Below are 15,057 nucleotides of genomic sequence, written 5' to 3' on the forward strand. Positions count from 1 at the left end.
TTATTATCGGATGTCTTCTACTTCATGAAGGAAGTCATCCTTGTTCTGCACATAGTTGTCAGCCGATTTCTGTAAGAAGGCGCGCTCTTCATCCGTTAAGGGGCGAGCCTGTTTGACTGGACTGCCTACATAAAGGTAGCCACTTTGCAGTGTCTTATTGGGCGGAACCAGACTACCTGCGCCAATCACGACTTCACTTTCTACCGTTACACCATCAAGAACAATACTGCCCATTCCAACCAGAACTTTGTCCTTAATTATGCAGCCATGCAGCATTGCTTTATGGCCGACAGTTACGTCATCCCCGATAATCAGTGGATAACCGCTTGGGTTTTCTGCATTTTTGTGCGTGACGTGCAAGACCGTACCATCCTGAATATTGGTTCTTTTACCAATATGGATATGGTTAACATCACCTCGGGCTGCGACTAAGGGCCAGATGCTTGAATCGTCACCAATCCGGATATCTCCGACCAGCACGGCGCTGCTATCGACATAAACACGCTGACCAAGTTCCGGGGCTATACCTTTGTAACGCCGAATTGAACTCATCATGCTCTCCTCAACTTAATTAGTTTGGCTTTTTACCGACGTAGAATAAGGATAATGACTTTTGATGTGGAGTAAAAATAGACTTTTTGCCTAAAAAGCACTCGGTTGATTAAAAACATGAAAAAACTTGTCAAAAAGGACTTGCCAATCAAAAGGTGATGCCTATAATGCCCCTCGCTGACACGGGATAGCGGAGAGAAATCCCCGGCTGTGTGAGCCCGGTCTTCACCGAGAGATAAATCTGAAAAAAGTGTTTGACACCAGGATTTATCTCGCTAGAATGACCGCCTCTTCAAACGATGAACGTTTCGAAGAATTGCTCTTTAACAATATAGACCAATCAATCTGTGTGGGCACTCGTCGATAAACATCCAAAAGATTTTATCAATGATACGAGTGACCAACCGAACCGAGATTCTTTCGGGAATTAAAGTTCAGCACAGTCAATTCAGTCTTACATTTATGTAAGACGAACAGTATTCATTGAGCCGAAGCTTAGGCTTCAAAAAAACTTTTAATTGAAGAGTTTGATCATGGCTCAGATTGAACGCTGGCGGCAGGCCTAACACATGCAAGTCGAGCGGAAACGAGAGAAAGCTTGCTTTCTCGGCGTCGAGCGGCGGACGGGTGAGTAAAGCCTGGGAAATTGCCCTGATGTGGGGGATAACCATTGGAAACGATGGCTAATACCGCATAATGTCTACGGACCAAAGAGGGGGACCTTCGGGCCTCTCGCGTCAGGATATGCCCAGGTGGGATTAGCTAGTTGGTGAGGTAAGGGCTCACCAAGGCGACGATCCCTAGCTGGTCTGAGAGGATGATCAGCCACACTGGAACTGAGACACGGTCCAGACTCCTACGGGAGGCAGCAGTGGGGAATATTGCACAATGGGCGCAAGCCTGATGCAGCCATGCCGCGTGTATGAAGAAGGCCTTCGGGTTGTAAAGTACTTTCAGCAGTGAGGAAGGGGATAGTTTTAATAGAGCTGTTCTTTGACGTTAGCTGCAGAAGAAGCACCGGCTAACTCCGTGCCAGCAGCCGCGGTAATACGGAGGGTGCGAGCGTTAATCGGAATTACTGGGCGTAAAGCGCATGCAGGTGGTCTGTTAAGTCAGATGTGAAAGCCCGGGGCTTAACCTCGGAGTTGCATTTGAAACTGGCAGGCTAGAGTACTGTAGAGGGGGGTAGAATTTCAGGTGTAGCGGTGAAATGCGTAGAGATCTGAAGGAATACCGGTGGCGAAGGCGGCCCCCTGGACAGATACTGACACTCAGATGCGAAAGCGTGGGGAGCAAACAGGATTAGATACCCTGGTAGTCCACGCCGTAAACGATGTCTACTTGGAGGTTGTGACCCAGAGTCGTGGCTTTCGGAGCTAACGCGTTAAGTAGACCGCCTGGGGAGTACGGTCGCAAGATTAAAACTCAAATGAATTGACGGGGGCCCGCACAAGCGGTGGAGCATGTGGTTTAATTCGATGCAACGCGAAGAACCTTACCTACTCTTGACATCCAGAGAAGCCGGAAGAGATTCTGGTGTGCCTTCGGGAGCTCTGAGACAGGTGCTGCATGGCTGTCGTCAGCTCGTGTTGTGAAATGTTGGGTTAAGTCCCGCAACGAGCGCAACCCTTATCCTTGATTGCCAGCGGTTAGGCCGGGAACTTCAGGGAGACTGCCGGTGATAAACCGGAGGAAGGTGGGGACGACGTCAAGTCATCATGGCCCTTACGAGTAGGGCTACACACGTGCTACAATGGCGTATACAGAGGGCAGCTAACTCGCGAGAGCATGCGAATCCCAAAAAGTACGTCGTAGTCCGGATTGGAGTCTGCAACTCGACTCCATGAAGTCGGAATCGCTAGTAATCGTAGATCAGAATGCTACGGTGAATACGTTCCCGGGCCTTGTACACACCGCCCGTCACACCATGGGAGTGGGCTGCAAAAGAAGCAGGTAGTTTAACCTTCGGGAGGACGCTTGCCACTTTGTGGTTCATGACTGGGGTGAAGTCGTAACAAGGTAGCGCTAGGGGAACCTGGCGCTGGATCACCTCCTTACGTAAAGATGTTGTTGTATGAGTGTTCACACAGATTGATTTGGTTTATAGAAGTAGCGCAATGTCCCGTTCGTCTAGAGGCCTAGGACACCGCCCTTTCACGGCGGTAACAGGGGTTCGACTCCCCTACGGGATACCATTTCTAAGCATATTTCGGTGAAGTATTCTTAAAAATGGTTTTGCTTTGAATGAAGTAAAATCTTGCTCTTTAACAATTTGGAAAGCTGACAAAGTAATGGTTGTTTTTTTTAAAGAAACAACAAATTACTTGTAAAAGTTCTCAATACTTTCTCGAAAGAGAAAGACCAACACAATCAAGTGTTCTTGGAATACATTTAATGTATGTATTCAATTGAGTCCGGCAAAACCAGTCTCTCGCTCATGTAAATCAATGAGAGACAACTTTGGTGACTGACAGTGCAATCTGAAACTTCTTCGGGTTGTATGGTTAAGTGACTAAGCGTACACGGTGGATGCCTTGGCAGTCAGAGGCGATGAAGGACGTACTAACTTGCGATAAGCTCAGATGAGGCAGTAAGAGCCACTTGAGTCTGAGATTTCCGAATGGGGAAACCCACATGCATAAGCATGTATCATTAACTGAATTCATAGGTTAATGAGGCGAACCGGGAGAACTGAAACATCTAAGTACCCCGAGGAAAAGAAATCAACCGAGATTCCGAAAGTAGCGGCGAGCGAAATCGGACCAGCCCTTAAGCATAGGCAGCGTCAGGTGAAGTGTCTGGAAAGGCACGCGATACAGGGTGACAGCCCCGTAACCGGCAGCGCTGCTTAAGTGAAATCGAGTAAGGCGGGACACGTGATATCCTGTCTGAATATGGGGGGACCATCCTCCAAGGCTAAATACTCCTGACTGACCGATAGTGAACCAGTACCGTGAGGGAAAGGCGAAAAGAACCCCTGTGAGGGGAGTGAAATAGAACCTGAAACCGTGTACGTACAAGCAGTAGGAGCAGGCTTTGTCCTGTGACTGCGTACCTTTTGTATAATGGGTCAGCGACTTATATTCAGTGGCAAGGTTAACCGTATAGGGGAGCCGTAGCGAAAGCGAGTCTTAACTGGGCGCTTAGTCTCTGGATATAGACCCGAAACCGGGTGATCTAGCCATGGGCAGGTTGAAGGTTGAGTAACATCAACTGGAGGACCGAACCGACTAATGTTGAAAAATTAGCGGATGACTTGTGGCTAGGGGTGAAAGGCCAATCAAACCCGGAGATAGCTGGTTCTCCCCGAAAGCTATTTAGGTAGCGCCTCGGACGAATACTACTGGGGGTAGAGCACTGTTAAGGCTAGGGGGTCATCCCGACTTACCAACCCTTTGCAAACTCCGAATACCAGTAAGTACTATCCGGGAGACACACGGCGGGTGCTAACGTCCGTCGTGGAGAGGGAAACAACCCAGACCGCCAGCTAAGGTCCCAAATTACAGCTAAGTGGGAAACGATGTGGGAAGGCTCAGACAGCTAGGATGTTGGCTTAGAAGCAGCCATCATTTAAAGAAAGCGTAATAGCTCACTAGTCGAGTCGGCCTGCGCGGAAGATGTAACGGGGCTAAGCTGTAAACCGAAGCTGCGGCAATGTGATTTATCATATTGGGTAGGGGAGCGTTCTGTAAGCGGCTGAAGGTGTGCTGTAAGGCATGCTGGACGTATCAGAAGTGCGAATGCTGACATGAGTAACGACAAAGGGGGTGAAAAACCTCCTCGCCGGAAGACCAAGGGTTCCTGTCCAACGTTAATCGGGGCAGGGTGAGTCGACCCCTAAGGCGAGGCCGAAAGGCGTAGTCGATGGGAAACGGGTTAATATTCCCGTACTTGTTGTGAATGCGATGGGGGGACGGAGAAGGCTAGGTGGGCCTGGCGACGGTTGTCCAGGTTCAAGTGCGTAGGCTGTGGGATTAGGCAAATCCGGTTCCACAACAGGCTGAGACACGATGTCGAGCTGCTACGGTAGTGAAGTCATTGATGCCATGCTTCCGGGAAAAGCCTCTAAGCTTCAGTTCACAAGAAATCGTACCCCAAACCGACACAGGTGGTCGGGTAGAGAATACCAAGGCGCTTGAGAGAACTCGGGTGAAGGAACTAGGCAAAATGGTACCGTAACTTCGGGAGAAGGTACGCTCCTGATGGTGAAGTCCCTTGCGGATGGAGCTGACGGGAGTCGCAGATACCAGGTGGCTGCAACTGTTTATTAAAAACACAGCACTGTGCAAAATCGTAAGATGACGTATACGGTGTGACGCCTGCCCGGTGCCGGAAGGTTAATTGATGGGGTTAGCGTATGCGAAGCTCTTGATCGAAGCCCCGGTAAACGGCGGCCGTAACTATAACGGTCCTAAGGTAGCGAAATTCCTTGTCGGGTAAGTTCCGACCTGCACGAATGGCGTAATGATGGCCACGCTGTCTCCACCCGAGACTCAGTGAAATTGAAATCGCTGTGAAGATGCAGTGTACCCGCGGCTAGACGGAAAGACCCCGTGAACCTTTACTACAGCTTGGCACTGAACATTGAGCCTACATGTGTAGGATAGGTGGGAGGCTTTGAAGCAGTCACGCCAGTGATTGTGGAGCCGACCTTGAAATACCACCCTTGTATGTTTGATGTTCTAACTTAGGCCCGTAATCCGGGTTGAGGACAGTGCCTGGTGGGTAGTTTGACTGGGGCGGTCTCCTCCCAAAGAGTAACGGAGGAGCACGAAGGTGGGCTAATCACGGTTGGACATCGTGAGGTTAGTGTAATGGCATAAGCCCGCTTGACTGCGAGAGTGACGGCTCGAGCAGGTGCGAAAGCAGGTCATAGTGATCCGGTGGTTCTGAATGGAAGGGCCATCGCTCAACGGATAAAAGGTACTCCGGGGATAACAGGCTGATACCGCCCAAGAGTTCATATCGACGGCGGTGTTTGGCACCTCGATGTCGGCTCATCACATCCTGGGGCTGAAGTCGGTCCCAAGGGTATGGCTGTTCGCCATTTAAAGTGGTACGCGAGCTGGGTTTAGAACGTCGTGAGACAGTTCGGTCCCTATCTGCCGTGGGCGTTGGAAGATTGAAGGGGGCTGCTCCTAGTACGAGAGGACCGGAGTGGACGAACCTCTGGTGTTCGGGTTGTGATGCCAATCGCATTGCCCGGTAGCTAAGTTCGGAATCGATAACCGCTGAAAGCATCTAAGCGGGAAGCGAGCCCTGAGATGAGTCTTCCCTGGCACTTAAAGTGTCCTGAAGGGTTGTTCGAGACCAGAACGTTGATAGGCAGGGTGTGTAAGTGCTGTGAGGCATTGAGCTAACCTGTACTAATTGCCCGTGAGACTTAACCATACAACACCGAAGGGGTTTTAGGGCTCTGAAGAGACTTGATTGTGGATATGAGAATACAGCTTTCCGGATTAGAAGAATTTGCCTGGCGGCCATAGCGTTTTGGACCCACCTGATTCCATGCCGAACTCAGAAGTGAAACGAAACAGCGCCGATGGTAGTGTGGGGTCTCCCCATGTGAGAGTAGGTCATCGCCAGGCTTTAATTTGTAATTTGTCTACTGTAGCTTGATGCTTTTGATAATTGCGATGCTCATGTGCACTTGCACACTGCGCTTCTCATTTCAAAATCTTCTACGCACAGCGACAAATTCCTAAATAAAGCAGTTAAGCGTAAGACTTTATTTAAACAATTTGTGGAGAGATGGCTGAGTGGTTGAAAGCACCGGTCTTGAAAACCGGCGTACGTTAGTAGCGTACCTAGGGTTCAAATCCCTATCTCTCCGCCACTATTAAGAAAGCCGCTGTAAATACAGCGGTTTTTTTATGCCTGTAAATCAAGATACAAAAACAATTCATTATATTTTTATTACCACTGAAAGTTAGTTTGTAATTCATTGAGACTGAATTAGCGTCCATTTCACGATCCCACTCTTTATTATTTCAAAAATTACGAAATAAATATAATGCAAGCATATTATCAGCATCCCAATGCATTATTTTATTGTTAACCATTTGATTTATTTCATTTGCGACAATTTGAATAAATAAACGACGTTTTCTGGTTATTTTTCATTCCTCTTTAGTGGTAATTTAGTTACAAAAATATGTGATGAGATCATTAGACCAGTACCATGAACCTTGCAAAAACGCTGCCGCAAACTATTTTCAAATTAGGGCATTGTATTGTGCCAATGCTTAATAAGAGAGGACTCATGAAAATTAGGACGAAGCTGATTGCAACGTTTGTGGTCGCAGTAACAATACCTGTTGCTATTTTAGCGATGTTCTCGATAAGAGAAGTAACAAATGAGGCAATAGAGCAATTTCAGAAAGCAACTTCAAAGGAAATTATTCAGGTCGATCGGGCATTTAATATTTTCTTTGATAATGCGAAAAAGAATATTGATTATCTTTCATCTATTCCGGAGGTTACCGAACATTTAATTGGAGCCCCCAGTTTTGTCGACCAGCAAAAAATCGATAGCTTTAAGGGATGGTCATCGCTTGAAGGGCAGTCTAAACGGTTATTTGAAATTTTTGAGCGCTTTGGGAAGTCACAGAAAAATTTAGCTTATGTATATACCGGGCGCGAGACCGGTAGCTATGTCGAATGGCCGGGAAGTAATTTTTCTTCTCCTTTCGATCCCCGGGTTCGGCCTTGGTATAAAGCTGCGATGGCTGCTGATGGAAAACCAGTGATGACAAATGCCTATTACTGGAAAGGTGATGATGCGACATATATTGCTATCGCGAAAGTTGTGAAGAATGCGACGAACGAAGTTCTGGGTGCTGTAAGCCTGGATGTGTCAGTCAATGAACTGACTGACATCGTTAAGAACATCACTATTGGGGAGAATGGCTATATTGTTTTGCTGGAAGACAACGATAATATTTTGGTTGACCCCTATAAGCCAGAAAACAGCTTTAAATCGATTAGTGATGTCAACACGCCATTCTTTAAATTAATGAGCGAACATCCTATGGGATTGTTTGAGGTTAGCCGTGGGGGAACTGACTATCTGGGGCAGATTATCACTTCCAAACTGGGTTGGCGCTTCGTTGCACTGGTTCCTAAATCAGAAGTCTATGCGGCAGCGGTGAAACAAACCTATGTGACTTTTGCGATTGTTATCCCCTTGGTGGTTATTTTCATCTTGATTGCGTTCTATGTTTCAAAAGTTATTACATCTCAGATTAGTAGCGTGACTGGCGTACTTCAGCAGATTTCTCAGGGGCATGGCGATCTGACGATCAAGTTGGATGCTTCTGCCAAAGATGAGGTTGGAGATCTCTCCCGCGCGTTTAATGGGTTTGTTGATAAGCTGGGTAATCTGATTCGTGAAGTAGTCAGTTTAAGTTCTGAACTTAAAGATATGGCTGAAGTGGCAACAGAAAAAGCGCATAAATGGCAGACAGATTCAGGTAAGCAGTTGGAAAAAGTCACACTGGTGACGGAAGCGATTTCTGAAATGTCAAAAGCGACTGCTGAGATTGCATCCAGTTCAGAGCAGGCCGCAGGTGTAGCAGAAAGTGGTTCAACGGCGTGTAATGATGGAAAAATGGTGGTTGAAAGTACGAGAGAGTCAATTGAGACGCTTGCCGGTGAAGTTCATACAACCAATGACATCATCAGTAAGCTGAATGACAATTCTCAACAGATTACGACCATTATTACGACCATACAGGGAATTGCTGAACAAACAAACCTGCTAGCCTTGAATGCGGCAATTGAAGCTGCAAGAGCCGGAGAGCATGGGCGTGGTTTTGCTGTGGTTGCAGATGAAGTTCGTAACTTGTCACAGAAAACGACAGCTTCAACCGAAGAGATTCAGCAGATGATTCAAGAGTTGCAACAGACTACTCAGCAAGCTGCTAATGTGATGAAGAATAGTAAATCGATGACGGATAGTGCCGTTGAACAGGCAAATACAGCCAGTGAAAGTTTGGTTCAGCTCGCCCGTTCAATTGATCAGATCAAAGGTGCTTCGATTCAGATCGCTACAGCAACTGAAGAACAGTCATGTGTTTGTGATGATATTACGCTCAATACTCAGCAGATTAATGACATTGCGAATCAGTTGACAGAAGAAGCCCAAGGGCAGCTACAAAGTGCTGAAGAATTCAGAATAGTATCTGACAAGATGTTCGACTTGGTCGGTAAATTTAAAGTGTAAAGTTTACATGACTCATATTTACACCATGTAATGTAGAGCCTGTGGCATTTATGCCCAGGCTCTTTTTTCATCAGTGAAGTTTGTCATGTGGCTAAGTGACGATACTTCTTCTGGCTGTCACTACTTGCCATAGAGCTTTGACCAACGGTTGCTCCAACTGAGACTGGCGACAGCATACACCCAACTGAAATGGCTGTATGAGCTGGCTTTCAGGTAAGCGCTGAACCTTTTCTCGTGCCGGACTGTTATTGATGACAACATCTGGCGCGATACCAATTCCATAACCCAGAGCAACCATACTGACAATCGCTTCATGTCCGGCACTTTGGGCATAGATATTGGGTTTAATTCCCATTTTTTTAAACCAGTCATTGGCCCGTTCTCTGGCTGTTCCTGATTCCGGAATAATGAACGGAATAGTTGACCAATCGATTGGATCTGCACGTAGTGCCTGTTCAAAACTGCTGACACCGACCGGAGCAATCACTGAAAGAGGAATCTCACTGATAGACTCGAATACTATTCGATTGGGCAGCTGTTCCGGTAGTGCGGAGATTGCCAGATCGGCTTCATCGTTCAACACTTTATCTATCGCCTGAGCCGGATCTCCGGTCAACAGTTTAAATTCGATGAATGGATGTTGAGAGCGAAAATCAGCCAGTAACTCCGGAAGATGACTATAACTGGCGGTTACCGAACAGAATAACCGTATCTCACCTTTAAGTGTCTGGTTGTTGTCATGGAGCTCGGCCTGAAACTGTTGCCACTCATTGATAATTTTCAGGGCCACAGGCAACAGTTTGGAACCTGCTGGAGTCACTTCTACACGGCGGTTATCCCGAATAAAAAGGTTCTGCCCGATTTCTTCTTCAAACTTTTGGATCTGACGGCTGAGAGCCGACGGACTCATATGCATGGTTCCGGCAGTTTTGCTGAAGTTTTTACTTTCACACAGATGAACAAAAAGTCTTAATATTCTAATATTCATAAGATTGGATATTATGTTGCAAAATTTGCAATACTTAGTTGTGAATATATCACTTTCAGCAATAGAATGCCTGGTTTAATATGTGGAAATTCGGTGCTTGCCACTGACACGATAGATGGATAACTAAAGGAGCCCCTACATGGCTAACTATTTCAATACACTGAACTTACGTCAGCAACTGGACCAACTGGGCCGTTGCCGTTTTATGGATCGTGAAGAATTTGCAAATGAAGCAGATTACCTGAAAGGTAAGAAAGTTGTGATCGTTGGCTGTGGTGCTCAAGGTCTGAACCAGGGGCTGAACATGCGTGACTCCGGTCTTGATGTTGCTTATGCATTACGTCAGGCCGCTATCGATGAACAGCGTCAGTCATACAAAAATGCCAAAGACAATGGTTTTGAAGTCGGTAGCTATGAGCAACTGATTCCTCAGGCTGATCTGGTTGTTAACCTGACACCAGACAAGCAGCATACCAATGTTGTTGAGACTGTCATGCCTCTGATGAAAGAAGGTGCTGCGTTAGGTTACTCGCACGGTTTCAACATTGTTGAAGAAGGTATGCAAATCCGTAAAGATTTGACCGTTGTTATGGTTGCTCCTAAGTGTCCCGGAACAGAAGTTCGTGAAGAATACAAGCGTGGTTTTGGCGTACCGACACTGCTGGCTGTTCACCCGGAAAATGATCCGAATGGTGACGGACTGGAAATTGCGAAAGCGTGGGCTGCTGCAACTGGTGGTCATCGTGCCGGTTGTCTGGAATCATCTTTTGTTGCTGAAGTAAAATCTGACCTGATGGGTGAGCAGACGATCCTGTGTGGTATGTTGCAAGCTGGTTCTATCGTCTGTTACGAGAAGATGGTTGCTGAAGGTATTGATGCCGGTTATGCAGGAAAACTACTGCAATATGGCTGGGAGACTATTACTGAAGCACTGAAATTCGGTGGCATCACTCATATGATGGATCGCCTGTCCAACCCGGCTAAGATCAAAGCATTTGAGTTGTCTGAAGAGTTGAAAGACTTACTGCGTCCTCTGTACAACAAACACATGGATGACATCATTGCCGGTGAATTCTCCAGCACAATGATGGCTGACTGGGCAAATGATGATGTAAATCTGTTGAACTGGCGTAAAGAAACCGGTGAAACTGCATTTGAAAACTATCCTGAGTCAGATGCCAAAATTTCTGAACAAGAGTATTTCGACAACGGTATCCTGATGATCGCAATGGTTCGTGCTGGGGTTGAACTGGCTTTTGAAGCCATGACAGCTTCCGGTATCATTGACGAATCTGCTTACTATGAATCTCTGCATGAGCTGCCTCTGATCGCAAATACGATTGCACGTAAGCGTTTGTATGAAATGAATGTGGTTATTTCTGATACCGCAGAATACGGAAACTACCTGTTTGCCAACGTTGCAACACCACTCTTGCGTGAGAAATTCATGCCTTCAGTCGGTACTGATGTGATTGGTAAAGGCTTGGGTGAAACTTCTAATCAGGTTGATAACGCTTATCTGATCGATGTAAACAGTGTGATTCGTAACCATCCGGTTGAATATATCGGTGAAGAATTGCGTGGTTACATGAAAGACATGAAGCGCATTGCTGTTGGCGGTTAATGATTGGTTGTGGATTGCTGGTTATGTAGCAATTGATAATCATCTTTTCTGAAAACAAAAGGCCTGAATCGAACGATTCAGGCCTTTATTATTCTATATAAGCATCAAGTGGATTTGAGCCTTGCAAAGCCATTTCCGGCTTCAGTATATCTATCCGGAACAATTAGTCCTGCTTAGCGAATTTTTCTTCTAATTCCGCCACTTTCGCTTCCAATTGAGTCAGTTTCTCTCGGGTGCGAAGCAATACCTGTGTCTGAACATCAAATTCTTCACGGCTTACAACATCCAGCTTATTCAGTTGTCCCTGAATTACCTGACGAACTTTCTGTTCAACATCTGCACCCAGGTCTTTGACCGGTTGAGGCATCGCCTCATGAATCTGTTTTGCTACTTGCTCTAGTTTCTTGGGATCAAACATATGGGTAAAACTCCTCTTCTACTGCCCGCTATTCTATGTAATTCATCGGAGAAAGTCGTTACTAAAGTATACAAAAAGGCCACAACTTGTGGCCTTTGACTCATCAACGTTCAATTACTTTGATAGCGTAACTATGAAGTCGTGTTTGTAGATGACTCATCCGTTGATCCTTCAAGTGTTTCATCTTCGACAAACACAGGAAGTGGTTTGTGTTTTTCTGCCAGATAACTATAAATGACAGGAAGAACAAACAGAGTAAACAGTGTTCCGATTGCCAGACCGGCAACAATAACGATACCGATACTGAATCGCTGTTTGGCTCCGGCACCGGAGGCATACATCAATGGAATCAACCCGGCAATCATTGCTGCAGTTGTCATCAGAATTGGCCGCAGACGAATTTTAGCTGCTTCCATGACTGCTTCAATCCGATCCTTTTTCAGTTTGAGCTGTGTTTCTTTAGCAACTTCACAAATCAATATTCCGTGTTTGGTGATCAGACCGATCAGGGTAATCAATCCAACCTGAGAATAAATATTCAATGAAGTAAACCCAAAGAGTCCTCCCCATGCCAATGCTATCAGGGCACCACAAATTGCCAGCGGAACGGAAACCATAATCACAATTGGATCCCGGGCCGATTCAAACTGAATCGCCAGAACCAGGAAGATAATCGCCAGTGCTAGTCCGAATGTGGTATAGAGAGCACTTCCTTCGGTAACAAACTGGCGGGATTCACCCATATAATCCCGTGTATATCCGGTAGGCAGTGTTCGGTCTACTTCACTGTTCAGCCATTCAAGCGCACTTCCCATTGTGATGCCCGGCGTAGGTACAGCACTGATAGTCGCCGAGTTCAACTGGTTAAAGTGAGGTAGTGCCCGGGGTTCGGATACGACATCAATTTTGATCAGACTTCTCAGCGGAATTGCATCTCCGTTTGCTGCCAGCACGTAGTAATTATTCATCGATTCCGGGTTGAGGCGGTACTTTCGTTCTACCTGAGGAATAACTTCATACGAACGTCCATAGAGGTCAACCCGGTTGACATAACCGTCAGCCATCATGGTCGCTAGTGTCGTACCAATATCTTGCATTGTAACGCCATAGGCACCGGCTTTATCTTTGTCGATACTGATTTTCATCGTCGCAGAATCGAAGTTCAGATCCAGTGTTGAGTAAATAAACAGAGGACTTTGCTGAACTTTGCTCAGAATATCCGAAGCCAGTGTAAACAGGTTCTCGAAGCTGTTTGGTGTTTTCAGAACCAACTGAATCGGCAGACCTGACCCGGCGCCGGGGAGTTCTGGCATTTCAAAGGCTGAAACGGACATTCCGGGAACTTCTTGCAGCAGTTGTTGCAGCCGCTTCTGCACCTGAGCCTGACTGGCATCACGCTGACTCCAGGGCACCATTACGGAGAAACCCAGAGCCTGGTTCGATTTCGGAACACCGGTAAACTCCAGTGTTAAGTCAACTTCCGGTTGTTGAGACAGGATCTTGTTGACGCCCTCCATTGTTTTCTGCATGTAGTCGAGGTTTGAGTTCGATTGCCCGTTAGCAATAAACATCACGACCCCTTTATCTTCAGCAGGAGCCAGCTCGCTAGGAATAAATCTGAACAGAACCGGAAGACTGGCAAGGATAATCAATGCAAACGCAATGATAACCGGGCGATGTAGCATGACCGATTTCAGCATTTTCTCATACCGGTTGGTCACGCGATCCAGCGCATTATGTACCTTGGTTTCAAACCAGCTAGGCTTCTCGTGTGCGGTCAGCATTTTCGAGCACATCATCGGAGAAAGTGTCAGGGCGATAATCCCGGAAACAATCACGGAACCGGATAGTGACAGAGCAAACTCTTTAAACAATGATCCGGTGATGCCTTGTGTCAGCGCTATCGGTGCATACACTGCAGCTAGTGTTAGTGTCATTGCAATGACGGGCAATGCTATTTCCCTTGTACCGATAACCGCGGCCCGGAAAGGTGTTTCGCCGAGTTTTATATGGCGATCGACGTTTTCCAGAACGACGATTGCATCATCGACAACCAACCCGATGGCAAGCACCATCGCTAGCAGTGTCATCAGGTTCCAGGAGAACCCAAAAGCCTGCATCACCAGAGAAACACCAATCAAAGATAACGGAATGGTGATAATTGGGATAACGACTGCGCGGAAAGAACCGAGGAAGAGCGTAATAACCACCAAAACAATCAGAATTGCTTCTCCGATAGTTTTAATAACCTCACTAATCGATTCATTGATCGCAACCGTTGAGTCGTAAAGCAGGGTCATTTTGATATTACTAGGCATATTCTTCTCTATACGTGGAAGAATTACTCTGATATCCCGGGCAATATCGATTGGGTTGGCGCTCGGTGCAGCATTGACTGCGGCAACGACTGCCTCTTTCCCATTCGCGGTGGCACGATAGGTATCATGGCTTTTTTCCAGCGAAACAGTTGCAATGTCACCAAGGCGGATGATTTGACCATCATTCGATTTAATGACAAGACGTTCTAGCTCGGCTGGTGTTGAAACCTGAGTATCGGCGTCACCATTGTACAGGACAAATTCTCCCGTTGACTGTCCGGTTGCCGATTGATAGTTATTGGCACTCAGAACACTCATGACCTGCGAAGCGGAAAGTTTCAGTGCTGCCATCTTATTCGGATCCAGCCAGATGCGCAGTGCGTATTTGATCCCACCATAGAGATCAACCTTAGAAACACCAGTGACCGAAAATAGCTGTGGGTTCACGACACGTTCAAGATAGTCGTTAATCTGGCTGGCATTGAGTTCATCACTGGAAAACCCGATATACAGTACCGCAGTGGTCGAACCGGTCGACATAGTGACACTTGGATCTTCTGCTTCTCTTGGCAACTGTGAGCGCACCGAATTAGTTTTGGCCAGTACATCAGCCAGTGCCGCATTCGGATCTGTGTTCAGCTTCATTTTGACTGTAATTGTTGACCGACCCATTGAGGACTCAGAGGTCATATAGTCAATATTGTCTGCCTGAGCAATCGCCTGTTCCAATGGCTGGGTAATAAAACCCTGTATAAGATCTGAGCTGGCACCATAATAGCCAGTTGATACCGTAATCACAGTATTCGTCATCTCAGGGTATTGCCTGATCTGTAATTTGAATACGGCTTGTAATCCGAGCAACGCAATCAACAGACTCAGCGAGATGGCGAGTACCGGACGTTTGATGAAAATATCAGTAAAACGCATGAAACC

6 protein-coding genes, 2 tRNA genes and 3 rRNA genes are annotated in these 15,057 nt (G+C 46.6%); 7 read left to right on the forward strand and 4 right to left on the reverse strand.

The genetic code is table 11. The features are described from left to right. Positions 1–3: 3 nt before the first annotated feature. Positions 4–552 carry a gamma carbonic anhydrase family protein gene (locus tag OCU74_RS00655; RefSeq protein WP_087482996.1) on the reverse strand — a complete coding sequence of 183 codons (549 nt, stop codon included), beginning with the start codon at positions 550–552 and terminating at the stop codon, positions 4–6. Positions 553–1,067: 515 nt separating this feature from the next. Here OCU74_RS00655 and OCU74_RS00660 point away from each other — a divergent pair. From OCU74_RS00660 to OCU74_RS00685, 6 genes are all read left to right on the forward strand, one after another. Then, a 16S ribosomal RNA gene (locus tag OCU74_RS00660) occupies positions 1,068–2,609 on the forward strand. 62 nt (positions 2,610–2,671) lie between these two features. Then, positions 2,672–2,747: transfer RNA gene (locus OCU74_RS00665), tRNA-Glu, on the forward strand. A gap of 307 nt (positions 2,748–3,054) precedes the next feature. Beyond that, positions 3,055–5,943: ribosomal RNA gene (locus OCU74_RS00670) — 23S ribosomal RNA — on the forward strand. A gap of 81 nt (positions 5,944–6,024) precedes the next feature. Beyond that, a 5S ribosomal RNA gene (rrf, locus tag OCU74_RS00675) occupies positions 6,025–6,140 on the forward strand. Together the 16S, 23S and 5S rRNA genes with 2 tRNA genes alongside form the textbook arrangement of a ribosomal RNA operon. 157 nt (positions 6,141–6,297) lie before the next feature. Beyond that, positions 6,298–6,388 (forward strand) — tRNA-Ser (locus tag OCU74_RS00680). A 426-nt stretch (positions 6,389–6,814) separates the two neighbouring features. Then, positions 6,815–8,776 carry a methyl-accepting chemotaxis protein gene (locus OCU74_RS00685; protein WP_159457441.1) on the forward strand — a complete coding sequence of 654 codons (1,962 nt, stop codon included), beginning with the start codon at positions 6,815–6,817 and terminating at the stop codon, positions 8,774–8,776. 91 nt (positions 8,777–8,867) lie between these two features. On the opposite strand, the gene ilvY is transcribed toward OCU74_RS00685, so the two are convergent. Beyond that, a complete protein-coding gene (gene ilvY, locus OCU74_RS00690; RefSeq protein WP_087481656.1) occupies positions 8,868–9,764 on the reverse strand; it encodes an HTH-type transcriptional activator IlvY in 897 nt (298 codons plus the stop codon). Positions 9,765–9,903: 139 nt separating this feature from the next. Between ilvY and ilvC the strand changes: the two genes are divergently transcribed. After that, positions 9,904–11,388, forward strand: a complete 1,485-nt coding sequence (gene ilvC, locus OCU74_RS00695) for a ketol-acid reductoisomerase (protein ID WP_087481655.1) — start codon at positions 9,904–9,906, stop codon at positions 11,386–11,388. Positions 11,389–11,551: 163 nt separating this feature from the next. Here ilvC and ubiK read toward each other — a convergent pair whose 3' ends face one another. Both ubiK and OCU74_RS00705 read right to left on the reverse strand, forming a co-directional pair. Next, a complete protein-coding gene (gene ubiK / locus OCU74_RS00700; RefSeq protein WP_087481654.1) occupies positions 11,552–11,806 on the reverse strand; it encodes a ubiquinone biosynthesis accessory factor UbiK in 255 nt (84 codons plus the stop codon). A gap of 131 nt (positions 11,807–11,937) precedes the next feature. Further along, the gene (locus OCU74_RS00705; protein WP_087481653.1) at positions 11,938–15,051 is read right to left on the reverse strand and encodes a multidrug efflux RND transporter permease subunit; all 3,114 of its coding nucleotides are present in this window, start codon (positions 15,049–15,051) and stop codon (positions 11,938–11,940) included. Positions 15,052–15,057 lie beyond the last annotated feature (6 nt).

Source organism: Vibrio mangrovi, assembly GCF_024346955.1.
Taxonomy (GTDB): domain Bacteria; phylum Pseudomonadota; class Gammaproteobacteria; order Enterobacterales; family Vibrionaceae; genus Vibrio; species Vibrio mangrovi.

Coding starts and splice junctions, on each gene's coding strand:
- OCU74_RS00655 (WP_087482996.1), bottom strand. CDS start 552: ATGAGTTCAATTCGGCGTTACAAAGGTATAGCCCCGGAACTTGGTCAG.
- OCU74_RS00685 (WP_159457441.1), top strand. CDS start 6,815: ATGAAAATTAGGACGAAGCTGATTGCAACGTTTGTGGTCGCAGTAACA.
- ilvY (WP_087481656.1), bottom strand. CDS start 9,764: ATGAATATTAGAATATTAAGACTTTTTGTTCATCTGTGTGAAAGTAAA.
- ilvC (WP_087481655.1), top strand. CDS start 9,904: ATGGCTAACTATTTCAATACACTGAACTTACGTCAGCAACTGGACCAA.
- ubiK (WP_087481654.1), bottom strand. CDS start 11,806: ATGTTTGATCCCAAGAAACTAGAGCAAGTAGCAAAACAGATTCATGAG.
- OCU74_RS00705 (WP_087481653.1), bottom strand. CDS start 15,051: ATGCGTTTTACTGATATTTTCATCAAACGTCCGGTACTCGCCATCTCG.